Source organism: Microbacterium sp. NPDC090007, assembly GCF_044748345.1.
GTDB lineage: Bacteria > Actinomycetota > Actinomycetes > Actinomycetales > Microbacteriaceae > Microbacterium.
This window is the reverse complement of record NZ_JBIVFV010000002.1, coordinates 483,528-506,884: the sequence shown is the minus strand read 5'-3', so window position 1 is coordinate 506,884 and position 23,357 is coordinate 483,528. Positions and strand designations below refer to the sequence as shown.

The following is a 23,357-nucleotide window of genomic DNA, read 5'->3' as shown; positions in this document are numbered from 1 at the left end:
CTGTGTCGGGCGTCGCCGCATCCTTACCGCGGGGGGCGGAGAGAAAGTTTTCGGACGGGATGTAAGGATCCGCACCCGGGTGACACCGCACTGGTGGGGGTGGGTGTCGTCTCCGGCTTCGAGATGGCACCCATACGCCCGTCGGGAGATGTTCGGGACTGACCTCGACGGGCGAGGGAGTGCACCGCATGGGGGCGGTGCACTCCCTCGGATCTTCGTCATGGCATCCAGGATGCCAGAGGGCGGCGCCGCGCCCGGACCGCGCCGAGACGGGGCGTCACGGTGCATCGACGATCAGATTCGTGATGCGCGCGGTGGCGACCGGGCGCCCCTCGTCGTCGACCACGCGGACGTCGTAGGTCGCCACGCGACGCCCGCGGTGCGCGGCGGTGGCGACGGCGTGGATGCGTCCCGTATGCGCGCCGCGGTGGTGGGTGATGTTCAGGTCGACGCCGACGCAGACCCTGCCGAGGGTCGATGCGTGGATCATCGCCGCCCACGACCCCACGGCCTCGGCGAGCGCCGCCGTCGCCCCGCCGTGCAGGCGTCCCAGCGACTGCGTGTTGCCTTCGACGGGCATCGACGCCGACACCTCGTCGGCCGACTGCGCGGTGACGACGATGCCGAGACGCTCGTCGAGGGCTCCGGGGACGATGGTCCAGAGGGTCATGGCGGCTCCTTCCGCCGTCCTCTTGTCGGACGGCCGCACCTCTGACACTATTACTGAACGCTCGGTCGGTAACAGATGCCGCTGAGTTCGATCCCTGCCCACAGAACGACGGAGTTCTCATGGCCTCGCAGACCGCGGCATCCACGCGCGCCACCACGACCGGTACCACGCGAGAGGAACGGCGCGTGCTCGCCGGTACCCTCGTCGGCACCTCGATCGAGTGGTACGACTTCTTCATCTACGCCCAGGCGGCCGGCCTCGTGCTCGCGCCCCTCTTCCTCGCCCCGCTCGCCCAATCCGACCCCGGCATCGCGCAGGTGCTGTCGTGGGCGACGATCGGCATCTCCTTCCTCTTCCGCCCGCTCGGCGCCGTCGTCGCCGGCTACCTCGGCGACCGTATCGGCCGCAAGAAGATGCTCGTGCTCACCCTGGTGATGATGGGGGTGTCCACCGCGCTCATCGGCGTCCTGCCCACGTACGCCGCGATCGGCATCGCCGCCCCGATCCTGCTCATCCTCCTGCGGGTTCTGCAGGGCTTCTCGGCCGGTGGCGAGTGGGGAGGAGCCGCTCTGCTCTCGGTCGAGCACGCCCCCGTCCACCGCCGCGGCGCCTTCGGGGCCTACCCCCAGATCGGTGTGCCCATCGGCATGATCCTCGCCACCGCGACGCTGTGGATCCTCACCTCGTCGATGTCGGCCGAAGCGTTCCTGGCGTGGGGATGGCGCGTGCCGTTCCTGTTCTCGATCGTGCTGATCGTGGTCGGCTACGTCATCCGCCGCGCCGTCGAGGAGAGCCCTGTCTTCGAAGACCTCGTCCGTCGCCGCAAGGAGTCCGCCGCGCCCCTTCGCCAGCTGTTCCGCAAGAACTGGCGTCAGGTCGCGCTGACCGCGCTGGTGTTCATCGGCAACAACGCCGCGGGCTACCTGCTCATCGCCTTCTTCGCCACCTACGCGGTCACCGCGCTGGGGCTGGAGCGGCCCACCGTGCTGCTCGCGACGACGCTGGCATCGTTCGGCTGGCTCGGGTTCACCTTGTGGGGCGGCCGACTCTCGGACACCCTCGGACGCGTGCGCACGTTCCAGCTCGGCTACCTGCTGCTGGCGATCTGGGCCGTGCCGATGTGGTTCCTCATCGACACCGGGAACATCGTCTGGTACTTCGTCGCCCTCTTCGTCATGACCCTCGGCCTGGGACTGTCGTACGGGCCGCAGGCCGCGCTCTACGCCGAGATGTTCCCCGCCGACGTCCGCTACTCGGGCGTCTCGATCGGGTACGCGCTGGGCGCCATCATGGGTGGCGCTTTCGCCCCGATGGTCGCCGAGGCCCTGTTGCGCTCGACCGGCGCGTCCTGGACGATCGGCGCCTACATCGCGGTCGCCGCTGTGGTGTCGCTGGTCGCGGTCTCGCTCATCCGGGAGCCGAAGGGCGTCGACCTGCGCGCCTGACCCGCCCTCCCCGAGGGGCTCCACGCCGGCGCGCGGGGCCCCTTGGGCGTCGTGCGGGCCGTTCTGCCGGCGGTGGTGCGCCGTCGTGCGGATGAGGTGGGCGGGTGCCGGTGCGTCGGACCGTGTGGTGCGGCGTGTCGCGGGTCGTTCCGCAGGACGGCGGGGTGGGGTCGGCGCGGCGGGGCCGGGCCGAGGAAGGGGCTACGACGTGCGCAGGCCGTCCAGGGCGATGCGCACGATGTCGGCGCCGAGGCGATCGCCGTCGACGCCCCCGCCCGGGCGATACCACTCCACGACCGAGTTGATCATCCCGAACAGCAGACGCGCCGCGACCGCGGCGTCCACGTCGTCGCGGACCTCGCCCTCGGCCTGCGCGGCGGCGACCAGGGCCGTGACCCGGTGATCGAAGACGCGGCGACGCTCCAGAGCGGCCTGCTCGACCGCGCTGTTGCCCCGCACCCGCAGCAGGAGCGTCACCGCCGGCAGCTGCGCGACCAGCACGTCCGTCGCCCCGGTGAGCACGAATCGCAGACGATCGGATGCCGCCCCGGTCCGCGCCGCGGGCTGGTCCAACACGGCTTCGAGTCCACCCAGGGCCGTCTCGAGCGCCACCGACAGCAGCTCCTCCTTCGAGGAGAAGTGGTGATACAGCGCCGACTTCGTCAGCCCGAGGCGACGGGCCAGGTCCGAGACGCTGGTGGCGTCGTAGCCCTGCTCGTTGAAGACCCGGACCGCCACGTCGAGGATGCCGTCGCGATCGTAACCGGGGCGTCCCCGCTTCGCGGGGGAGCCGACGGGCGCGGTCGTCGGGACGGGATCGGCGGCGGTCACCGTCTCAGTGTGTCACTCCAGCAGCGCCGGGGCGTCGGTGTGCAGCAGTGCGCGGGCGGCGTTGCCGATCACGGCGCTGTAGGTCGGGTACGCGAAGCGCACGCCCGCCAGGGTCGACACGTCGATCCCGGCCGCCATGGCCGTGGTGACGGACTGGATCACCTCGACCGCGTTCTCGCCCACCGCGTGGGCGCCGAGCACGAGCTCGCGCCGCCGGTCGGCGATGAGCATCAAGAAGCCGTTCTCACGGTCATCGATCACGGCCCGGTCGAGGGTGTCGAACCCCACCGTCGCCACGACGCACGAGGGGTCGCGGTCGCGCGCCTGCTCCTCGGTGAGACCGACACCCGCGTAGTCGGGGTCGGTGAACCCGCCCGCCGGCAGCAGGTGGTGGGGTGTGCGCCGGTTGGCCCCGAGGACGGCGTTCTCGGCCGCCGCCTCGCCCTCGAACTGCGCCGCCTGCACCAGCATGTCGCGTCCGTTGGCGTCGCCGACCGCGAGGATGTGGGGGACGATCGTGCGGAAATACCGGTCCACCGGGATCGCCGAGCGCTGCACCTCGACCCCCGCGTTGTCGAGACCGAGGTCCTCGACGTCCGCCGGCCAGCCCGTGGCCATCACGACGACGTCGACGTCGACCGTGTGCGCCTCGTCGTCCTCGCGCCAGGTCAGGCGGATGGCGCCGTCGTCCCGGCGGTCGAGACGCTCGACCGTGTCGATGCCCGTTCGCACATCGACCCCGTTGTCGGTGAGCGCGGCCGCGATCACGCGCGAGATCGAGGCATCGGATGCCATCAGCACCCGCGGAGCGACATCGAGCAGCGTGACCTGCGAACCGAACGAGCGGAACACCGTCACCAGCTGTGCGCCGGTGTTGCCCGCGCCGATCACCGCGACACGTTCCGGCAGCTCGGTCAACGACAGCACGTCCTCGGGGACGGTCGCCAGCTCCGCCCCGGGGATCGGCAAGCGGCGCGAGTGGCCGCCGACGCACACCAGGATCGACTCCGCGCGCACGCGACGACCGCTGTCCAAGACGAGCGTGTGATCGTCGGCGAAGCGCGCACGGCCCTCGTGGACGAGGTCGACGCCGGCGGCGGCGAAACGCTCCGCCTCGCGCTTGATCGAGCGCACGGCATCCACACGCTCGTGCACACGAGCCACGACCGCCGTCCAGTCCACGCGCGGTTCGTCCACGACGATGCCGTAGTCGTCGGCGGAACGGGTCTCGCGCATGAGGCGCGCGGCCTTCGCGAGCACCCGCGTCGGCACGCAGCCGGTGTTGACGCATGTTCCGCCCACGCGCCCGGCCTCGAGGACCACGACCGAAGCACCGAGCTCCGCGGCGCGCAGGGCTGCGGCGGTGCCCGCGGGGCCCGCTCCGATCACGGCGATGTCGTAGGTGTCGGCGTCGTGGCTCACGGTGGTCCTCCCGGCGGGTCGAGGATCCCAGTCAACCGTCGCGGCGCCGGCGGGGGCAGGGCTTGCGCCCGCGGGTCAGAAGCGTTCGTACAGGTCGGTCGCGGTCAGTCCCGTTCCGCCGATCGCGTGCACGCCGGGCGCCGGGTGCAGCGCGAAGGTTTCGCCGTCGAAGAGCAGCACGGCGGTGTAGTCCCCCCGGGTGTCCAGCTTCACCTCGAAGCGTCCGGTGTCGATGAGACGCAGGGTCACCACCGCGCCGCTGCGAGCGAGGTAGCTGACCTCTTTCTCGTGCGCCGTGGGCAGCGGGATCACGGGCTCGTCGTCGTTCGATGCCGGAGGGGGCGTGGTGGGGTTCTCGGCATCCATTCGCCGAGTCTGTCACGCCCCCGCCGGGCCGGGGTCAGTGCTCGTCGCGCCAGGAGTGCTGCGGGTCGTAGCCGAGGAGCCGCCGCGCCTTGTCGATCGACAGCAGGGTGGTGTTCTCGCCCAGATCGCCGCGGGTGGGGGTGTCGGGGAACACCTCGGCCACCAGCTCGGCGTTGGGGCGGGTCGTGACGGTGTCGGCCGCGGCGATGATGAAGGTGTCGAAGCCCGCCGGTGCGGTCTCGAGAGCACGCTCGATCGCCTGAGCGCCATCGCGGGCGTCGATGTACCCCCACAGGTTCCACTTGCGGGCGCGGGCGTCGGCGTCGAAGGGGAAGGCGGCATAGTCCTCGGGCACCATGACGTTCGAGAACCGCAACGCGGTGACCGAGAGGTCGGGGTACCAGCGCACCAGCTCGGTCGCGAGGCGTTCTTCGAGGGTCTTCACGAGCGAGTACACCGACTCGGGGCGGGGGGCGTACTCTTCGTCGACCGGGATGTAGGGCGGCGGCACGTCGAAGGGCAGCCCCAGGACGGTCTCGCTCGAGGCGTAGACGATGCGACGGATGCCGAGCCGCAGGGCCGCCCAGAACACGTTGAACGTGCTCGTCATGTTGTTGTCGAAGGTCGCGACGTCGGAGCGGATGCCGGGAGCCGGGATCGCGCCCAGGTGCACCACCGCGTCGAAACCGTCGTGCTGGTCGTTCACGCCCGCGAGGGCGTCGATCACCTGGCCGTAGTCGGTGAGTTCGACCTGCACGAAGCCGGGCCCGCGCTCGCCGCGGACGTCGAGGCCGATCACGTCGTGGCCGGCGGCGCGCAGTTCGCGCGCGACGACGGTGCCGAGTTTGCCGGACGAACCGGTGAGGGCGATGCGCATGGGACTCCTGGGGGTGAGAGAGCGGATGCCGCTGAGGTTAGCGGTCGGCACCGACACCGCTGCGACGGATTGACGTGGGGCCGGACGACGACGAAAGGCCCGCGAGCCGGAGCTCGCGGGCCGGGACGGACGTCAGTGGACGCGCGCCTCCTCCTGCTCGTCGTCGTCGTCGCCGGGGATGAAGACGTCGACGACCGTCACGTTGACCTCGACGACCTTCATGCCCACGATCTCCGTGATCGCCTTCTCGACCGCCTTGCGGACGTTGCCGGCCACGCGCTGCAGCTGCTCGGGGTAGTCGACCTGGATGGCGATGTCGGCGGCGACCTCGGTCTCGCCGACCTCGACGCTCACGCCCTGGGCGTAGTCCTTGGCGCCGACGGCCTGGCGGATGTTGCCGATGACGCGGGCCGCTCCGCCGCCGAGGGCGTGGACGCCGGGGACCTCGGCCGCGGCGATGCCGGCGACTTTCGCGACGACGGGGTCGACGATGACGGTCGTGCCGCCGTTGCGGCGAGCGTCGGGGGAGGAGGTGTTCTGTGCCATGGGGTGCGTCCTTTCGTCAAGATCCCGGACCGAATCGGTACCGGAGTGTTTCGCTATGTGGACGGGGCGGATTCGCGAAACGTCACGACCCGTCTCTGAGAGATTGCTGACAGGAACCGAGATGCCCTCTTTGTCTTCCGCCACCGACGCCTTCCTCGCGTCGCGCGCGGCCGACGGCGACCAACTCGCGTTCGGCGTGCTCGTGCGCCGGCACGCTCCCTTCCTCGTCGCCTTCGCCACGCGCCTGACCGGGTCCCGCGCCGACGCCGATGATTGCGTCCAGGAGGCGCTCATCACGGCGTGGCGCCGTCTGCCGGATCTCACCGATCCCGAGAAGGTGCGAAGCTGGTTGACGACGATCGTTTCGCGCAAGGTCACCGACCGGATGCGATCGCGGAAGATCTCGGATCAGATCGACGAAGAGATGGTCTCCGCGAAAGACGACCCCGAGCGGGCCGTGGTGGCGTCGTCGCAGATGGACGCGCTGAAGAAGGTGCTCCGCGATCTGCCCGAAGACCTGCGCGTGGTGTGGGTGCTGCGTGAGGTCGGCGGTCACAGCTACGACGAGATCGCCGTCGAGGTGGGCGAATCGGCGGCGACCGTGCGCGGTCGTCTCGCCCGCGCACGAAAGACAGTGTTGGAACGCATGCAGGAGTGGAGGTGACCATGATGAGCGAGAACGGCGACGACATCGGAGGCTCCGGCTACTCCCTCGAAGACCTCTCGGCCTATCTCGACCGCGGACGCACCCCCCGCGTTCCGGCGATCGAGCGCAATGCCGAGTGCCAGGCCATTCTGGCGTCCATGGAGCGGATGGGGCGCCTCTCTCGCGAGATCGTCGAGGAACAGGCGGCCGAACCCCTGGCCGAGTCCTGGTACGACGACATCATGCGCGAAGTCATGCGCGAGTTCCGGGCCGGGCGCGACATCCCGCTCGCCCGTACCTCGGACGGGACCGAACTCGTGGTCACCGAGGGGGCGCTGTACGAACTCATCCGCACCGTGGGCGACGGCATCGACGGGTTGATCGTCGGGCGGGTGCGAATCGACCAGGTCGATCCCGACAACGCCCTCGACGTCCGCGTGACGGTGAGCGTACGCTTCGGCCGACCGATGGCCGCCGTCGTGGCGCAGATGCGCGACGGCATCCGTTCCGCGATCGAACAGCACGGCGATCTTAAGGTGGGGCGCGTCGACGTGACGGTCGGCGACGTCCACACCGAAGAGGGGGAAGATCAGTGACCGCCATCACCGCAGCAGAACTCGCCCCGCGCATCGACCTCGCCGTCACGGCCGTCGAGGGCGTCCGCGAGATGTATTCGGCGCGACCGGTCGTGGCGCGGGCCTTCGAGCACGTCACCGACGCCGACGGGTCGCTGACCGCGGTCGACGAGGCCGCCGGCGCCCGCGCCATCACCGTGTGCATCGGCGTGTCCCGCGAGGACGATGCGGCGGCCGTCGCGGCCTCCGCGGCGGCGGCGGCGCGCGGAGCGGGCGACGACGAGACGCCCGCGAGCGTGCGCGTCCGGGTCTCGCGCCTGGTCGTCCCGGCTTCCTAGGCACTTCCCGGCCCCCGGGGTCGGGCGGGTCCTACGCTGGGATGACCGCCCACTCGCCCTCGGAGGCCGCATGTCCCAGCCGCCCGTCCTCGCCGTCACCGGCTCCACCGGCGCCGTCGGCGGCCGCGTCGCCCGTGACCTCGCTGCGCGCGGCGTGACGCAGCGTCTGCTGGTGCGCGATGCCTCTCGCGCGCCCCGCCTGGACGGGGCCGACGTGCGCACGGCGCGGTACTCCGATGCGGATGCCGCCCGCGCGGCCCTGCGAGGGGTGACCACCCTGTTCATGGTCTCGGCGTCCGAGACCGCCGATCGCGTCGATCACCACCGCACGTTCGTCGAGGCCGCGGCCGACGCGGGCGTGCGCTCGATCGTGTACACCTCGTTCCTCGCGGCGGCCCCCGACGCGGTCTTCACGCTCGGTCGCGATCACGCCGCGACCGAGCAGATCATCCGCGCCTCGGGCATGTCGTGGACGTTCCTGCGCGACAACTTCTACATGGACATGATGGAGCTCTTCGCGGGGGATGCCGGCGTGATCCGCGGGCCCGCCGGTGAGGGGCGCTGCTCGCTGGTCTCGCGTTCCGACGTCGCCGCGACCGCGGTGGCGGTGCTGCGGGATCCGGCCGCGCACGCCGACACGACGTACGACCTGACCGGACCCGAGGCGCTCAGCATGGCCGAGGTCGCCGACAAGATCTCGGCCGTCCGGGGTCACCCGGTGCGTTTCCACGACGAGTCGGTCGGCGAGGCCTACGCCTCGCGTGCCGCTTTCGGGGCCCCGCGGTGGCAGGTCGATGCCTGGGTCAGCACGTACACCGCGATCGCGAGCGGCGACCTCGCGGGGGTCTCGTCCGACGTCGAGCGGGTGACCGGTCGTCCGGCGCAGAGCTTCGAGGAGTTCCTGGGTGCGGTCTCGTGACCGGCCGCGGGGGCGCGGCATCCCTCCTCTCGGGTATGCTGTCCGCGTGCTGACCTGTCGCTGTTGTCGCTGAACGCTGCCGCGTTCCCTTTCTCGACGACCCCGTCAGCCGCGCCTCTCCGGCGCATCGACCCCACAGGATCCCACCGTGCGCTACGCCCAGAGCGTCGCCGACCTCGTCGGTGACACCCCCCTCGTCCGCCTGTCACGCGTCACCGACGGCATCGCCGCCACGGTGCTCGCGAAGATCGAGTACTTCAACCCCGGTGGTTCGGCGAAGGACCGGATCGCCGCCAACATCGTGGATGCCGCCGAGCGCGACGGCCTGCTGCAGCCCGGCGGGGTGATCGTCGAGCCCACCAGCGGCAACACCGGGGTGGGCCTGGCCCTCGTCGCCCAGCAGCGCGGATACCGGTGCGTCTTCGTCGTGCCCGACAAGGTCGCCGAGGACAAGCGCGCGGTGCTGCGCGCCTACGGCGCCGAGGTCGTCGTCACCCCCACGAACGTCGAGCCCGACGACCCCCGGTCGTACTACAGCGTCTCGGACCGCCTGGTGCGTGAGATCCCCGGCGCCTTCAAGCCCAACCAGTACGCCAACCCGAACGGCCCCCGCAGCCACTACGAGACCACCGGTCCCGAGATCTGGCGCGACACCGAGGGCCGGCTCACCCACTTCGTCGCCGGAGTGGGCACGGGGGGCACGATCACGGGCACCGGTCGGTACCTGCGTGAGGTCGCCGGGTCGTCGGTGCGCATCGTCGGAGTCGACCCCGAGGGGTCGATCTACTCGGGTGACGACATCCACGGCTACGACGTCGAGGGCGTCGGCGAGGACTTCTGGCCGCCCGCCTTCGACCCGACCCTCGTCGACGCCTACGAGCGGGTGTCCGACGCCGAGTCCTTCGCGATGACCCGCCGCCTCGCGCGCGAAGAGGGACTGCTCGTCGGCGGATCCAGCGGCATGGCGGTCGTCGGTGCGTTGCGCCTGGCACGGACTCTTCCCGCCGACGCCGTGGTCGTGGTGGTCCTGCCCGACCACGGCCGCGGGTACCTGAGCAAGATCTTCGACGACCGATGGATGACCGCGCGCGGCTACGACGTCGAACCGGTGGCATCCGTTCTTCCCCTCGACTTCAAGGAGCACTCCGCATGAGCACCCACGACGCCGCCCGCGGCTTCGACAGCCTCGCCGTCCACGCCGGTCAGGCACCGGACGAGGCCACGGGGGCGGTGATCCCGCCGATCCACGTCTCGACGACGTACGCGCAGGACGGCATCGGGGGTCTGCGCGGGGGCTACGAGTACGGACGCAGCGGAAACCCCACGCGCACGGCGCTCGAGACCCAGATCGCGGCGCTCGAGGGCGGGGCGCGGGCCCTGTCGTTCGCCTCGGGCCTCGCCGGTGAGGACGCCCTGCTGCGCGCGGCGCTGGTCCCCGGTGACGAGGTCCTGCTCGGCAACGACGTCTACGGCGGCACCTACCGGCTGCTCGCGCGCGTGCTGGGGCCGTGGGGCGTGAAGCTGCGCGTGGTCGACATGAGCGATCTGGATGCCGTGGCATCCGCTATCCAGGAGCGCGCGCCGAAGATGGTCTGGGTCGAGACGCCCAGCAACCCCATGCTGCGCATCACCGACATCGCGGGCCTGGCCCGCCTCGGCCACGCGGCGGGGGCGCTCGTGGTGGTCGACAACACCTTCGCGTCGCCGGCTCTGCAGCGTCCGCTCTCGCTGGGGGCCGACGTCGTGGTGCACTCCGCGACGAAGTACCTCGGCGGGCACAGCGACGTCGTGGGCGGGGCCCTCGCCTTCGCCGACGCGGGGCTGGCCGAGAAGGTGCAGTTCCTGCAGTTCGCCGCCGGGGCGGTGTCCGGACCCTTCGACGCCTACCTCACCACGCGCGGCATCAAGACCCTCGCCGTGCGCATGCAGCGGCACAGCTCCAACGCGCAGTCGGTGGCCGAGCACCTGCTCGCCCACGATCGCGTCGCGACGGTGTACTACCCGGGCCTGCCCTCGCACCCCGGGCACGAGCTCGCCGCACGGCAGATGAGCGGGTTCGGCGGGATCGTCTCGCTCGCGCTCGCCGACGGGGCCGCCGCTCGTCGTTTCGCGGAGTCGACCCGCCTGTTCACCCTCGCGGAGTCGCTCGGCGGTGTGGAGTCGCTGGTGAACTACCCGGATGCCATGACCCACGCCTCGGTGCGCGGGACCGAGCTCGCGGTGCCCGACACGATCGTGCGCCTGTCGGTCGGTATCGAGTCGGTCGACGATCTCGTCGCCGACGTCGATCAGGCCCTGGCCGCTCTCTGACGCGCGGGGCGCCCGCGCCGGGTGCGCCGGCGCCGGGCGCGCCAGCAGGCGCCGGCGCAGGGCGCGCCGGCGGGCGTCGCGCCGGATGCAGCAGCAAGGCGTCGTGCCGGGTGCGCCGTCAGGCGTCCTGCCGGGTGCGCCGTCAGGCGTCGTGCCGGGTGCGCCGCCGGGCGTCGCGCCGGGTGCATCGTCGGCCCCCCCGGCGCCCATAAACGCGATTCGTGCCGGGAAACGCGGTGTCGCAGCGTTTCCCGGCACGAATGTTGTTTGTCGACGCGCGTCAGCGCTCGGCTCGCGCCAGGTTCTGCGTCAGTTCGTCGGCGTTCTGGCGCACGACGTAGGCGGGCTGGTCGCGCTCGACGCGCCAGCTCTCGCTGAGCGGTCCGACGTTGACGGTGTCGAAGCCGAACTCGTCGTAGATGCGCGTGACGAGGGCGACGGCCTCGTCGGAGTCGCCGGAGGTGGCGAGGGCGCGACGGTCCTCGCCGCCGGCGGGGGCACCGTCGGTGAGGATGTCGGCTGCTGGAATGTGATTGAACGCCTTGACCACGACCGACTCCGGCAGGCGCTTCTGCAGCATCTCGGAGGTCGTGGTCCGCTTCTCGTCGAGATCGGCGATGTGGCCGTCGCGCTCGAAGTAGTAGTTGTTCGTGTCGAGGACGGTCTTGCCGGCCAGCGACGCGGCGGGCAGGTCGTCGATCGCCTTCAGCGGCACGGTCACGACCGCGATGTCACCGGCCTCGGCCGCTTCCTGGGCGGTCGCGGCGCGGGCTCGGGAACCGACCTCGGCCACGAGGTCGGCGAGCGTTTCCGGTCCGCGCGAGTTCGCGATCACGACGTCGTAGCCGTTGCGTGCGAAGCCCTTCGCGAGGGCCGAACCGATGTTGCCTGCTCCGATGATTCCTACGGTTGTCATGACCGGGGGAACCGGGGGTGCACGGGCACTATTCCCGGGAGCGCTACCAAGAGTTCATTCGCCTAAATAGTTAGCAGCTCTAGATATCAGTGTCAACCGGTCACGCGCGAGTGAGCGAGATGTTTATCGTTATTCCTGTCGCACCCTCACGCGAGTGGTCGCAGTCCGGTGTTCGGGTCACCGTCCTGCTTGACCTGTGAGGGCGACGGCCCCCGGTGGACGCGGCTTCGGACCACCGGGGGCCGCTTTCGTCTGCGGCCGGTGTGCGGTGCGCCGAGTGCCGCGGTGCGGGTGCGAGACTGTTCCGTCGGCGGCATCCCCCGCCCGAACCGCGACTCGAGGATTCCCGTGACGACCGACACACGCCCGCCCCGCACCGCCCGCCTCTACCTGATCTGCGCCGGCGTCGGCCTCCTCGCCGGCCTGATGTCGGGGCTGTTCGGCGTCGGCGGCGGCACGGTGATCGTCCCGCTCCTGGTGCTGCTGCTCGGATTCGATCAGCGCCTTGCGGCCGGAACCTCGCTCGCCGCGATCGTGCCCACGGCATCCGTCGGTGTCATCACCTATGCCGTCGACGGCCACGTGGCGTGGATCCCCGCCCTCATCCTCGCGGCCGGAGCGGTCGGGGGCGCCCAGATCGGCACCTGGCTCCTGCCCAAGCTGTCGCAGACGGCGCTGCGCTGGGCCTTCGTGACGTTCCTGGTCGCCGTGATCGTCAGCCTGTACTTCGTCATCCCCTCTCGCGACGCCGCACTCGAGCTCACCTGGATCACCGGTCCGGGACTCGCCCTGCTCGGCGTCGTCACCGGCATCCTGGCGGGACTGCTCGGCGTGGGCGGCGGCATCATCGTCGTCCCCGCGCTGCTGCTGCTGTTCGGCACCAGCGATCTCGTCGCCAAGGGCACGTCGCTGCTCATGATGATCCCCACCGCCGTGTCGGGGACCATCGGAAACCTGCGCCGCTCCAACGTCGACCTGCGGGCCGCCGTTTGCGTCGGTGTCGCCGCGTGCGCCACGACCGCCCTGGGGGCGCAGATCGCCAAGGCCGTCGACCCTTTCGTGGCCAACGTGCTGTTCTCGGTCTTCCTCGTCTTCATCGCCTCGCAGATCGCGGTCAAGGCCGTCCGCGGGCGGCACCAGCGCTGACGAGCGTCGTGGACCGTCCGCTCCCACCAGCGGGTCCCGCGTCCCCGCCCGTCCGGGCGGCCACGCGAGAGCGGGGCCGACGAGAGGTCCCCGAGCCCTCTCGATAGACTGAGGCGGTGCCCGTGAACCCCGAACTCGTCGGTCGAACCTTCGCGCCGACCGCGCCGTATCTGGTCGGACGAGAGAAGGTGCGCGAGTTCGCCCGCGCCGTCTTCGCCGACGCCGCCCCGCACTCCGACCCCGAGGCTGCCCGCGCGCTGGGGTACGCCGACGTCGTCGCCCCGCCGACGTTCGCGATGGTGGTCCAGGACCTCACCCTCCAGCAGCTGCTGGGCGACCCCGACTCCGGCATCGAACTCTCGCGCCTCGTCCACGCCGAGCAGCGCTTCCGCTACAGCCGTCCCATCGTCGCGGGCGACGAGCTGATCGCGACGCTGTCGGTCACGGGCATCCGTTCGATGGGCGGCAACGCCATGATCACCAGCGAGGCCGAGATCGTGGATGCCGACGGCGCCCACGTCGTGACCACGACGAGCGTCCTGCTGGCCGGGGAGGCCGGCGCATGAGCGGGTTCACCGTCGGCGAGGTCGTCGCCGAGCGCTCCGTCCATGTCACCCGCGAGTCCCTCGTGCGCTACGCCGGGGCGTCGGGCGACTTCAACCCCATCCACTACCGCGACGACGTCGCCGAGGCCGTCGGTCTGCCGGGGGTCCTCGCGCACGGCATGCTCACCATGGGCATCGCGGTGGGTGTGCTCGCCGAGGTCCTCGGCGACCCCGGGCGCATCGTCGAGTACGGCGTGCGCTTCACGCGACCCGTCGTGGTCGATCCCGAGGCCGGGGCCGATCTGCACGTGAGCGCCAAGGTCGGCGCCGTCGACGACGACACCGCCCGCATCGACCTCACCGTGACGTTCGCCGAGACCACCGTGCTCGGTAAGGCGCAGGTGCGCGTGCGAGTGCGCTGATGCCCGAGGTCGAACCCGTCCCGCTCGCGCGACTGACGACGCTGCGCACCGGCGGACTGCCCGCGCGGCTCGTCGAGGCGACGTCGGCCGACGAGCTGGTCGCCGTCCTGCGCGCGGTGTGGGCCGAGGGGGCGGAGTGGCTCGTGCTCGGCGGGGGGTCGAACCTCTTCGTCGGTGACGAGCCGTTCGAGGGCACCGTCGTGCGCGTGCGCACCACCGGGATCGACGAGCGCCCCGGCTCGCGACCCGATACCGTCCGGCTGCGCGTGCAGGCGGGACACGACTGGGACGCCTTCGTCGCCGAGACCGTCGCGCGTGGCTGGGCCGGCGTCGAGGCGATGTCCGGCATCCCCGGTACCGTGGGCGCCGCTCCGGTGCAGAACATCGGTGCCTACGGGCAGGAGGTCGTGCAGACCCTCGTCGAGGTCGAGCTCATCGACGAGTCCTCCGGCGAGGTGTCGACGGTCCCCGCGTCCGAACTGGGACTCGGCTTCCGCACCTCGGTCTTCAAGCAGCACTACGGCTCGGTGCCCGAACGTCCGGCGGTGATCCTTTCGGCCACGTTCGAGCTGGAACGCGTCGGCGACGACGCGCGACCGATCGCCGGGGCGCAGCTGCGCGGGGCTCTCGGATTGGATGCCGACGCCGCGGTGTCGCTGCGATGGATCCGCGATCACGTGCTGGCCACCCGCGCGAGCAAGGGCATGGTGCTCGACGCCGAAGACCCCGACACCTGGAGCGCCGGGTCCTTCTTCCAGAACGCGATCGTGTCGGAATCGTTCGCGCGGACCCTGCCGGCGGCGTGCCCGCGCTGGCCGATGGCGCCGGAGCTGGATCCGGTGACCGTGATCCCGCTCGCCGCGTTCGACGGCATCCTGCCCCCGCCCCCGGTCGAGCGTCGCGAGGTCAAGGTGAGCGCGGCGTGGCTCATCGAGAACGCCGGCCTGTCGCGCGGGTTCCGCTTTCCGCGTTCGCGCGCCGGGCTGTCGACCAAGCACACGCTCGCGCTGACCAATCGCGGCGAGGCGACCGCCGCCGAGATCGCCCAGCTCGCCCGCTTCGTGCAGCAGCGCGTGCAGTCCGAATTCGGCCTGCTGCTGCAGCCCGAGCCGGTCCTGGTGAACGTCGAGCTCTGAGGCCCCCTCCCTCGCGCGAGTCGCCGGGATCTGTCGCTCGGGCAGCCCGCGCGGCGACGAATCCCGGCATTCCACGCGGGAGTCGCGAGCAGGCGGCGGACGCGCGCGACGAGGGCGGCCGGGTCGTCGAAATCGCGCCGCGTCACGACCGTCATGCGGTAGCCCAGGGATTCCCACTCGGCGCGCCGCACCTGGTCGCGGCTCCACTGGTCGGGATCGCGATGGTGGTCGCCGTCGCCCTCGATGATCGACCGCTGCGACCGGTAGAGCATGTCCACCCGGGCGACGAAGCGCGGACCGTCGGAGATCTCGACGTTGGTCTCGGGCGCGGGCAGTCCCGCCATGACGAGCACGACGCTCAGCTCGGATCGTTTCGGCGACAGATCCGGGCGACTCGCGCGCGGCGCGCGCGGCGCGCGGCGCGGGGGTCAGGCGAACAGGCGCTGGAGGCGCTGGATGCCCTCGAGCAGCTGGTCGTCGCCGAGGGCGTACGACAGGCGCAGGTAGCCGCTGGGGCCGAACGCCTCGCCGGGGACCACCGCGACCTCGGCCTGATCGAGGATGAGGTCGGCCAGCTCGAGCGACGTGGTCGGGATGACGCCGCCCCACTCGCGGTTCAGCAGCCCCCGCACGTCGGGGTACGCGTAGAACGCGCCGAGCGGGTTGGGCACCTCGACGCCGTCGATCTTCGACAGCTCCGACACGATCAGCTGCCGCCGACGATCGAAGGCCAGGCGGAACTGCTCGGCCTCGTCCTGCGGCCCGTTCAGCGCTGCGGCGGCGGCGAGCTGCGCGACGTTGTTGACGTTGCTCGACAGGTGCGACTGCAGGTTGCCGGCGAGCTTCATGGCATCCGCAGGGCCCACCATCCAGCCCACGCGCCACCCGGTCATGGCGTAGGTCTTCGCGACGCCGTTGACGAGGATGGTCTGCGCGGCGAGCTCGGGCACGGCCTCGACGATCGACACGGCCCGCACGCCTTCGTAGGTGAGGTTCTGATAGATCTCGTCGGTGATGACCCAGATGCCGTGCTCGAGCGCCCAGCGCCCGATCTCGGCGGTCTCGTCGGGGGTGTAGACCGAGCCGGTGGGGTTGGACGGCGAGACGAAGACGAGCACGGTGGTCTTGTCGGTGCGCGCCGCCTCGAGCTGGGCGACCGTGACCTTGTAGTCCTGGTCGGCGCCGGCGAACACCTCGACGGGCGTCCCGTCGGCGAGGGCGATGGCCTCGGGGTAGGTCGTCCAGTAGGGCGCGGGCAGCAGCACCTCGTCGCCGGGGTTCACCACCGTCTGGAACGCCTGGTAGACGCTCTGCTTTCCGCCGTTGGTGACGATGACCTGCGCGGGGGCGACCTCGAGCCCCGAATCGCGCAGCGTCTTGGCGGCGATCGCTTCTCGCAGCACGGGCAGGCCCGCCGCGGGGGTGTAGCGGTAGTTCTTGGGGTCCTGCAGCGCCTTCGCCGCGGCATCCACGATGAAGGAGGGCGTCGCGAAATCGGGCTCGCCGGCGGCGTACGAGATCACGGGCCGACCGGCGGCCTGGAGGGCCTTGGCCTTGGCGTCGACCTTGAGCGTCGCGGACTCGGCGATGGCGGACAGCTTGCGGGAGAGCGGAGCACGGGAAGTCACGGGACCGAGCCTAGTGTTTCCCCCGTTTCGCGCCGAGGGTGTCAGAGCGATCCGCTCCACAGCAGCACCATCGGCAGCAGCATCAGGATGCCGAGCCTCAGCGCGGCGATCGAGAACGCGGTTCGTCCCCGGCGGCGCCTTCCGAGCACGATGCCCACGATCGCGAGCACCACGACGACCGCGCCGACGAGGAGCAGGAGCGGGAGGATGACGATGCCCAGCCACCAGATGGCGTTTATCTCGGGGATGAGGCCGACCACGAACACCGCGCCCGTGGGCAGGATCACCAGCGCCGCCACGGCGACGCCGATGATCCCCAGCAGATCGCGGGGCGGGCGCGGGAGCGCAGACGTCATGCGGTCACAGTAGTGCCGGGAACGCGGTCGAAACACGACTCCGTTAGCGTGGCCGGGTGACCGCGTCTCTCGCCGCCCCCGCACGTTCCCGGCGACGCGGTGCGGCGACCCTTCTCCGGCTCGGCGTCGCGACGCTGATCACGGGTGTCGCGACGGGGCTCGCCGTGCTGTTGCTGGTGTGGATCGTGCACAGCCTGGAGCACCTGGTCTGGGGTCACGAGCAGGGGCCGTTCCTCGATGGCCTGGCGTACCCGCAGCGGTGGTGGATGCCGATCCTCACCGTCGGCGGAGCCGGCGTCGTCGCGGCGGTCGGATGGTATCTGCTCCGGCGGTTCGGGCGACGTCTCGCCACCGTCGAGCAGGGCGTGGACGGCGCGCGGATGCCGTGGTGGGAGACGCTCGCCGACACGGTGATCCAGGTCGGATCGGTGGCGATGGGCGCCTCGATCGGCAAAGAGGTCGCGCCGCGGGAGCTCTCGGCGATGGCCGGCTCGAAGATCGTGCGGTGGCTCGGCCTCGACGCGCGGTGGAGCCGCATCCTCATCGCCTCGGCGGCGGGAGCCGGCCTCGCCGCCGTCTACAACGTGCCGCTGGCGGGTGCCCTGTTCGCCGTCGAGATCCTGCTCGCGCGCTTCAGCGTGGGCGCGGCGGTGGTCGCGCTGACGGTCAGCACCGTCGCGACGCTCGTGGCGCGCCCGCTGGTGGGTGACGGATCGCTGTACTCGGTCGGTTCGCTCGAGGTCAACGCGTCGCTCATCGTGGCGGCGTTGCTGATCGGCCCGCTCATGGGGTGGGGGGCCACGAGCTTCGCCGCGGTGACCAAGAAGCTGTCGCGGTTTCGGCCCGAGGGCTGGAAGCTGCTGGTGGTCCTGCCCGTCACCTTCACCGCGGTCGGGGCGCTGGGCACGGCATTCCCCCTCATCCTGGGCAACGGACGCGCGCTGGCCACCGCGGGCTTCGACCTGTCGCAACCGGCCCTGCTGCTGGTCGCGCTCGCCGTCATGAAGTACATCGCGACCACGGTCTCGCTCGGTTCGGGGGCGATCGGCGGGACGCTGCAGCCCTCGGTCGCGATCGGCGCCGCACTCGGCGCCGCGGCGGCGGCGGGCTGGGCGTTCATCTGGCCCGGCGCCGACGGGACGGCCCTGGCGATCGTCGCGGCGGCGGCGTTCCTGGCATCCAATATGCGTGCACCGTTCACCGCGATCGCGCTCATCATCGAGTTCACGAACACGGGCTTCGAGCTGCTGCTGCCGATCTTCCTGGCCGTGGCGGGGTCGCTGGCCGCGTCACGATTGACCTCGCGCGAGAGTCTGCGCGGCTTCGCGCCGATCGACCCCGCGCGCGAGTAGAGACGTCGCGGCCCCCGCGCGCGAGCAGACGCGGCTCGCGGCCCCCGCGCGAGCCAACGCGGTTCGCCCCCGCGCGAGCCGACGCGGTTCATGCCCACGCGTGACGAGACGCGGCGCACACCCACGCCGAAGGGGGCCCGGGCTCGCGCCCGGGCCCCCTCGACATCCGTCAGTCCAGGTACTTCGCGTAGGCCGGCAGGGTCAGGAACGCCGGGAACTCCTCGCGCAGCGCCACCTCTCGGAACACCGCGGCCGCGTCGTCGAAACGGTCGCCGTCGAAGCGGGGTGTTCCGGCGAGCATCTCGGACACGATCTCTTCGACGAAGCCGCGGGTGATCGCGTCGCCCTCGGCGGTGCGGTGGTCCTGGTGTATCCACTGCCAGATCTGCGAGCGCGAGATCTCAGCGGTCGCGGCATCCTCCATCAGGTCGTCGATCGCGACGGCGCCCAGGCCTCGCAGCCACGCCTCGATGTAGCGGATCGCGACCGAGACGTTGCCGCGCACGCCCGCCGCGGTCACCGGCCGGCCGATGCGCACGTCGAGCAGGTCGGCGGGGTCGACCGACACCTCGTCGCGGGTGCGCCCGAGCTGATTCGGCTCGTCGCCGAGCACCCGGTCGAACTCCGCGCGGGCCACGGGGATGAGGTCGGGGTGGGCCACCCAGGTGCCGTCGAAGCCGTCGCCGGCCTCGCGCCGCTTGTCGGCGGCGACCTTCTCGAACGCGGCCTCGGTGACCTCGGGCTTGCGGCGGTTGGGGATGAAGGCGCTCATCCCGCCGATCGCGTAAGCGCCGCGCCGGTGGCACGTCTGCACGAGCAGCTCGGTGTACGCCCGCATGAACGGCACCGTCATCGTCACCTCGCTCCGGTCGGGCAGGACGAACCGGGCGCCGCGGCCGCGGTAGGTCTTGATGATCGAGAAGATGTAGTCCCACCGTCCGGCGTTCAGGCCCGCGCAGTGCTCGCGCAGGGCGAACAGGATCTCCTCCATCTCGAACGCCGCGGGGAGCGTCTCGATCAGCACGGTCGCGCGGATGGTGCCGTGGGTCAGACCCAGGCGCTCCTCGCTGAACGAGAACACGTCGTCCCAGAGCCGCGCCTCCTCGGCGGACTCGATCTTCGGCAGGTAGAAGTACGGTCCCCGCCCCGCCGCGATCAGGGCGTGCGCGTTGTGGAAGACGTACAGCCCGTAGTCGATGAGGGACCCGGATGCCGGCAGCGCGCGGCCGGCGCGGTCGATGAAGGTGACGTGCTTCTCGGGCAGGTGCCAGCCGCGCGGGCGCATCACGATCGTGGGGGTGCGCTCGGCGGTGACCTCGTAGCGCTTGCCCTCGGCGCTGGTGAACGACAGCTGTCCGCGGATCGCATCGAACAGCGACAGCTGGCCGCCGATGACGTTGCGCCAGGTGGGACTGGTGGCGTCCTCCTGGTCGGCGAGCCACACCCGCGCGCCGGAGTTGAGCGCGTTGATGGTCATCTTGGGGTCGGTGGGGCCGGTGATCTCGACGCGGCGGTCCTCGAGCCCCGGACCGGCTCCGGCCACCCGCCAGGACGGATCGTCGCGGATGTGGGCGGTGTCGGCGCGAAAGTGCGGGTCGTCGCCCGTGCCGATCTCGAAGCGTCGACGCAGTCGCGCGGCGAGCCGGTCGTGGCGGCGGCGGGCGAAGCGATCGTGCAGCTCGGTGACGAAGGCGAGGGCCGCGGGGGTCAGGATCTCGCCGTCGCGCCCGTCGACGGGCCTCTCGAGACGCAGATGGGGCACGGATGCCGCGGGTGCCGGCATCCGTGATTCCTCGATGGTGGGCGGGGGAGGGGTGTCGATGAGGGTCATGGTCGTGGCTTTCTGTGTCGTGGCGTCCGAGGGCGGCCCGCGGCCGCGAGTGTCGAGTGTCCAGAACACGCCGCGAAGGAAGCGGTGATCGCGGCGTGTCTTGGACGCTCGACGGGGTGGGACGACGAAGGGGGTGGGGCGAACGGAGGGGGTCAGTGGAACTGGGCGGTCTCGGTCGAGCCCGCCAGGGCGAGGGTCGCGCTGTCGGGGTTGAGCGCGGTCGAGACGACGTCGAAGTATCCGGTGCCCGCTTCGCGCTGGTGACGCGTGGCGGTGTACCCGTTCGCCTCGGCGGCGAACTCGGCCTCCTGCAGCTCGACGTACGCGCTCATGGCGCGTTCGGCGTAGCCGCGGGCGAGGTCGAACATCGAGTGGTTCACGGCGTGGAAACCCGCCAGCGTGATGAACTGGAAGGCGTAACCCAGAGCGGCCAGGTCGGCCTGGAACGTGGCGATCTGCTCGTCGTCGAGGTGACGCTTCCAGTTGAAGCTCGGCGAGCAGTTGTAGGCGAGCTTCTTGCCCGGGTAGCGGGCGTGGATCGCCTCGGCGAAGCGACGGGCGAGCTCGATGTCGGGCTCGCCGGTCTCGACCCAGATGAGGTCGGCGTAGGGGGCGAACGCGAGGCCGCGGGCGATGACGGCATCCAGGCCGGGACGCACGCGGTAGAAGCCCTCGCTCGTGCGCTCGCCGGTGAGGAACTCCGCATCGCGCGGGTCGACGTCGCTGGTGAGCAGGTCGGCCGCGAGCGCATCGGTGCGCGCGATGATCACCGTGGGCACGCCCGCGACGTCGGCGGCCAGGCGCGCGGCGTTCAGGGTGCGGATGTGCTGCTGGATCGGCACGAGCACCTTGCCGCCGAGGTGACCGCACTTCTTCTCGCTGGCGAGCTGGTCTTCCCAGTGGATGCCGGCGGCCCCCGCCGCGATCAATGACTGCGCGAGCTCGTAGGCGTTGAGCGGACCGCCGAAACCGGCCTCGGCATCCGCGACGATGGGGGCGAGCCAGTCCTGCGTGATCCGGTCCTCGGCGCGCTCGATCTGGTCCTGGCGCAGCAGGGCGTTGTTGATGCGGCGGACGACGGCGGGCACGCTGTTCGCGGGGTACAGGCTCTGGTCGGGGTAGGTCTGTCCGGCGAGGTTGCCGTCGGCGGCGACCTGCCATCCGGAGAGGTAGATGGCCTTCAGCCCCGCCCGCACCTGCTGCACGGCCTGGCCGCCGGTGTAGGCGCCCAGAGCGCGGACGTACTCCTCGGTGTGGATCAGGTTCCACAGGTTCTCCGCACCCCGGCGGGCGAGGGTGGACTCCTCGCGGACGGTGCCGCGCAGGCGCACGACGTCCTCGGCCGAGTACGTCCGCTCGATGCCGTCCCACCGCGGGTCGTTCTGCCACGAGGCACGGATCTCATCGGCGGTCTCGGTCTGGTCGCCGGGGCGCAGGGCCTGCGAGGCGGGGGTGGCCTGGATCGTCATGTCGTCCTCCTTCGGATGGCGGGGCGTCGATGCCCCGTGGAGACCACTGTCTGCGAAGAACATCGGCCTCGAACACGATCGCGGGTGTGAAGATCGCGCAATCTTCCGTTTCTGTGAGAACCTGCCGGTATGGACACCGGCGTCTCGATCCCCGCAGCAGCGCTGCCGCTCGACCATGAAGAGGTGGACACCCTCACGATCGGTCGACGCATCCGGCAATTGCGCACGGCACGCGGCCTGACCCTCGACGACCTCGCCGCCGCCGTCGGCCGCGCACCGAGCCAGATGTCGATGATCGAGAACGGCCGCCGCGAGGCCAAGCTCACGCTGCTGCAGGCGATCGCCCGCGTGCTCGACTGCAAGCTCGATCAGATCCTGGATGCCGAGCCCCTCGACGCCCGGGCGGCCCTGGAGATCTCGGTGGAGCGGGCGATGCGCGGCCAGACGTTCCAGGCGCTCGGCATCGAACCGTTCCGCGTGGGACGGGCGGTCCCCGACGAGGTGCTGACGGCGATGCTCGCGTTGCAGGGCGAGATCGAGCGCCTGCGCGAGGAGCGCTCGGCCACCCCCGAGGAGGCGCGCCGTGCCAATGTCGCCCTGCGTCGTCTGATGCGCACGCAGGACAATCATTTTCCGGAGCTCGAGCGCGTGGCATCCGAAATGCTGCAGGCGATCGCGCACCCGGGCGGGCCCCTCACGCAGCGCGGGGCGAGCGACATCGCCGCGCACCTGGGCTTCACGCTGCATTACGTGCCCGATCTGCCCTCGTCGACCCGCAGCATCGCCGACGTCAAGAACGGGCGGCTCTACCTGTCGACGAAGATCGCGAAGGGCGACCCGCGCGCGGCGGTGCTGCAGGCGCTGTCGAGTCGCATGCTCGGCCACGGCGAGCCGACGAGCTACGACGAGTTCCTCCGCCAGCGCGTCGAGACGAACTACCTCACCGGTGCGCTGCTGATGCCCGAGGTGCACGTCGTGCCGGCGCTGCGCGAGGCCAAGGAGCGGCGGGCGTTGAGCATCGAAGACCTGCGAGACGCCTACTCGGTGTCGTACGAGACCGCCGCGCACCGCTTCACGAATCTCGCGACGGTGCACCTCGGCATCCCGGTGCACTTTCTAAAGGTGCACGAGTCGGGGACGATCACGAAGGCGTACGAGAACGACGACGTGAACTTCCCCACCGACCGCCTGGGCTCGATCGAGGGGCAGATGTGCTGTCGCCGGTGGACGAGCCGCGTGGTCTTCGACGAGGACGACCGGTTCAACCCCTACTACCAGTACACCGACACCGGGAACGGGACGTACTGGTGCACCGCGCGCGTCGAGCAGTCGAGCGAGGGGGCGCACTCGGTGAGCGTGGGTGTGCGCTTCGACGACACGCGATGGTTCCGCGGGCGCGACACGACCAATCGGGCTTTGTCGCGGCACTCCGTCGAGACGTGCTGCCGTCGGGCCCCCGCCTCGCTCGAGAACGCCTGGCGCGGACAGGCGTGGCCGAACGTGCGGACACCGCGGACGCTGCTCGCGACCCTGCCGACGGGGGCGTTCCCCGGGGTCGACACGACGGAGATGTACGAATTCTTGGAGGCGCACGCCCCGCGCGGGTGAGGG

24 protein-coding genes are annotated in these 23,357 nt (G+C 71.1%); 13 read left to right on the top strand and 11 right to left on the bottom strand.

Annotated features, from left to right (window positions below; translation table 11 throughout):
• Positions 1-277: 277 nt before the first annotated feature.
• Positions 278-670 carry a PaaI family thioesterase gene (locus tag ACIPVB_RS10865; RefSeq protein WP_400368845.1) on the bottom strand — a complete coding sequence of 131 codons (393 nt, stop codon included), beginning with the start codon at positions 668-670 and terminating at the stop codon, positions 278-280.
• 119 nt (positions 671-789) lie between these two features.
• Here ACIPVB_RS10865 and ACIPVB_RS10860 point away from each other — a divergent pair, with 119 nt between their 5' ends.
• Positions 790-2,115 (top strand): MFS transporter, encoded by a 1,326-nt coding sequence (locus ACIPVB_RS10860; protein ID WP_400368843.1) that lies wholly within the window; start codon positions 790-792, stop codon positions 2,113-2,115.
• Positions 2,116-2,316: 201 nt separating this feature from the next.
• On the opposite strand, the gene ACIPVB_RS10855 is transcribed toward ACIPVB_RS10860, so the two are convergent.
• The 5 genes from ACIPVB_RS10855 to ACIPVB_RS10835 form a co-directional block, all read right to left on the bottom strand.
• Positions 2,317-2,946: a TetR/AcrR family transcriptional regulator gene (locus ACIPVB_RS10855; RefSeq protein ID WP_400368841.1), complete on the bottom strand. Its 630-nt coding sequence runs from the start codon at positions 2,944-2,946 to the stop codon at positions 2,317-2,319.
• 12 nt (positions 2,947-2,958) lie between these two features.
• On the bottom strand, positions 2,959-4,368 hold the full coding sequence (locus ACIPVB_RS10850; protein WP_400368840.1) for a dihydrolipoyl dehydrogenase family protein: 1,410 nt from the start codon (positions 4,366-4,368) through the stop codon (positions 2,959-2,961).
• A 75-nt stretch (positions 4,369-4,443) separates the two neighbouring features.
• Positions 4,444-4,734: a hypothetical protein gene (locus ACIPVB_RS10845; protein WP_400368839.1), complete on the bottom strand. Its 291-nt coding sequence runs from the start codon at positions 4,732-4,734 to the stop codon at positions 4,444-4,446.
• 34 nt (positions 4,735-4,768) lie between these two features.
• Positions 4,769-5,611, bottom strand: a complete 843-nt coding sequence (locus ACIPVB_RS10840) for an NAD-dependent epimerase/dehydratase family protein (RefSeq protein WP_400368837.1) — start codon at positions 5,609-5,611, stop codon at positions 4,769-4,771.
• Positions 5,612-5,743: 132 nt separating this feature from the next.
• Positions 5,744-6,157 (bottom strand): Asp23/Gls24 family envelope stress response protein, encoded by a 414-nt coding sequence (locus tag ACIPVB_RS10835; RefSeq protein WP_400368835.1) that lies wholly within the window; start codon positions 6,155-6,157, stop codon positions 5,744-5,746.
• Positions 6,158-6,278: 121 nt separating this feature from the next.
• Between ACIPVB_RS10835 and ACIPVB_RS10830 the strand changes: the two genes are divergently transcribed.
• The 6 genes from ACIPVB_RS10830 to ACIPVB_RS10805 all read left to right on the top strand — a co-directional run bounded on the left by ACIPVB_RS10830 (position 6,279) and on the right by ACIPVB_RS10805 (position 10,945).
• A complete protein-coding gene (locus ACIPVB_RS10830) occupies positions 6,279-6,821 on the top strand; it encodes an RNA polymerase sigma factor (protein ID WP_400368833.1) in 543 nt (180 codons plus the stop codon).
• Positions 6,822-6,823: 2 nt separating this feature from the next.
• On the top strand, positions 6,824-7,399 hold the full coding sequence (locus ACIPVB_RS10825) for an Asp23/Gls24 family envelope stress response protein (RefSeq protein ID WP_400368982.1): 576 nt from the start codon (positions 6,824-6,826) through the stop codon (positions 7,397-7,399).
• Positions 7,396-7,716: a hypothetical protein gene (locus tag ACIPVB_RS10820; protein WP_400368832.1), complete on the top strand. Its 321-nt coding sequence runs from the start codon at positions 7,396-7,398 to the stop codon at positions 7,714-7,716. The genes ACIPVB_RS10825 and ACIPVB_RS10820 overlap by 4 nt, the downstream gene beginning before the upstream one ends.
• 70 nt (positions 7,717-7,786) lie before the next feature.
• Positions 7,787-8,635, top strand: coding sequence for an SDR family oxidoreductase (locus ACIPVB_RS10815; RefSeq protein WP_400368831.1), 849 nt, complete (start codon positions 7,787-7,789; stop codon positions 8,633-8,635).
• 148 nt (positions 8,636-8,783) lie between these two features.
• On the top strand, positions 8,784-9,788 hold the full coding sequence (locus ACIPVB_RS10810; RefSeq protein ID WP_400368830.1) for a pyridoxal-phosphate dependent enzyme: 1,005 nt from the start codon (positions 8,784-8,786) through the stop codon (positions 9,786-9,788).
• Positions 9,785-10,945, top strand: coding sequence for a cystathionine gamma-synthase (locus tag ACIPVB_RS10805; RefSeq protein WP_400368829.1), 1,161 nt, complete (start codon positions 9,785-9,787; stop codon positions 10,943-10,945). Before ACIPVB_RS10810 ends, ACIPVB_RS10805 begins: the two co-directional genes overlap by 4 nt.
• Positions 10,946-11,225: 280 nt before the next feature.
• On the opposite strand, the gene ACIPVB_RS10800 is transcribed toward ACIPVB_RS10805, so the two are convergent.
• Entirely contained in the window at positions 11,226-11,861 is a 636-nt protein-coding gene (locus ACIPVB_RS10800) for an NADPH-dependent F420 reductase (protein WP_400368828.1), read from the bottom strand.
• 348 nt (positions 11,862-12,209) lie between these two features.
• On the opposite strand from ACIPVB_RS10800, the gene ACIPVB_RS10795 reads away from it, so the two are divergent.
• The 4 genes from ACIPVB_RS10795 to ACIPVB_RS10780 all read left to right on the top strand — a co-directional run bounded on the left by ACIPVB_RS10795 (position 12,210) and on the right by ACIPVB_RS10780 (position 15,110).
• Positions 12,210-13,007: a sulfite exporter TauE/SafE family protein gene (locus ACIPVB_RS10795; RefSeq protein WP_400368826.1), complete on the top strand. Its 798-nt coding sequence runs from the start codon at positions 12,210-12,212 to the stop codon at positions 13,005-13,007.
• 116 nt (positions 13,008-13,123) lie between these two features.
• Positions 13,124-13,573 (top strand): MaoC family dehydratase N-terminal domain-containing protein, encoded by a 450-nt coding sequence (locus tag ACIPVB_RS10790; protein WP_400368825.1) that lies wholly within the window; start codon positions 13,124-13,126, stop codon positions 13,571-13,573.
• The gene (locus ACIPVB_RS10785) at positions 13,570-13,974 is read left to right on the top strand and encodes a MaoC/PaaZ C-terminal domain-containing protein (protein WP_400368824.1); all 405 of its coding nucleotides are present in this window, start codon (positions 13,570-13,572) and stop codon (positions 13,972-13,974) included. Before ACIPVB_RS10790 ends, ACIPVB_RS10785 begins: the two co-directional genes overlap by 4 nt.
• A complete protein-coding gene (locus ACIPVB_RS10780) occupies positions 13,974-15,110 on the top strand; it encodes a UDP-N-acetylmuramate dehydrogenase (RefSeq protein ID WP_400368823.1) in 1,137 nt (378 codons plus the stop codon). Before ACIPVB_RS10785 ends, ACIPVB_RS10780 begins: the two co-directional genes overlap by 1 nt.
• Positions 15,111-15,538: 428 nt before the next feature.
• On the opposite strand, the gene ACIPVB_RS10775 is transcribed toward ACIPVB_RS10780, so the two are convergent.
• Together ACIPVB_RS10775 and ACIPVB_RS10770 are read right to left on the bottom strand one after the other, a co-directional pair.
• Entirely contained in the window at positions 15,539-16,738 is a 1,200-nt protein-coding gene (locus tag ACIPVB_RS10775; protein ID WP_400368821.1) for a pyridoxal phosphate-dependent aminotransferase, read from the bottom strand.
• Positions 16,739-16,779: 41 nt separating this feature from the next.
• A complete protein-coding gene (locus ACIPVB_RS10770; RefSeq protein ID WP_400368820.1) occupies positions 16,780-17,094 on the bottom strand; it encodes a hypothetical protein in 315 nt (104 codons plus the stop codon).
• A 56-nt stretch (positions 17,095-17,150) separates the two neighbouring features.
• Here ACIPVB_RS10770 and ACIPVB_RS10765 point away from each other — a divergent pair, with 56 nt between their 5' ends.
• A complete protein-coding gene (locus ACIPVB_RS10765; protein ID WP_400368819.1) occupies positions 17,151-18,446 on the top strand; it encodes a chloride channel protein in 1,296 nt (431 codons plus the stop codon).
• A 169-nt stretch (positions 18,447-18,615) separates the two neighbouring features.
• Here ACIPVB_RS10765 and aceB read toward each other — a convergent pair whose 3' ends face one another.
• A complete protein-coding gene (gene aceB, locus ACIPVB_RS10760) occupies positions 18,616-20,229 on the bottom strand; it encodes a malate synthase A (protein WP_400368980.1) in 1,614 nt (537 codons plus the stop codon).
• Between the two features lie 200 nt (positions 20,230-20,429).
• The gene (gene aceA / locus ACIPVB_RS10755; protein ID WP_400368817.1) at positions 20,430-21,746 is read right to left on the bottom strand and encodes an isocitrate lyase; all 1,317 of its coding nucleotides are present in this window, start codon (positions 21,744-21,746) and stop codon (positions 20,430-20,432) included.
• A gap of 129 nt (positions 21,747-21,875) precedes the next feature.
• On the opposite strand from aceA, the gene ACIPVB_RS10750 reads away from it, so the two are divergent.
• Positions 21,876-23,354, top strand: a complete 1,479-nt coding sequence (locus ACIPVB_RS10750) for a helix-turn-helix domain-containing protein (RefSeq protein WP_400368814.1) — start codon at positions 21,876-21,878, stop codon at positions 23,352-23,354.
• The last annotated feature ends 3 nt before the right edge of the window (positions 23,355-23,357 follow it).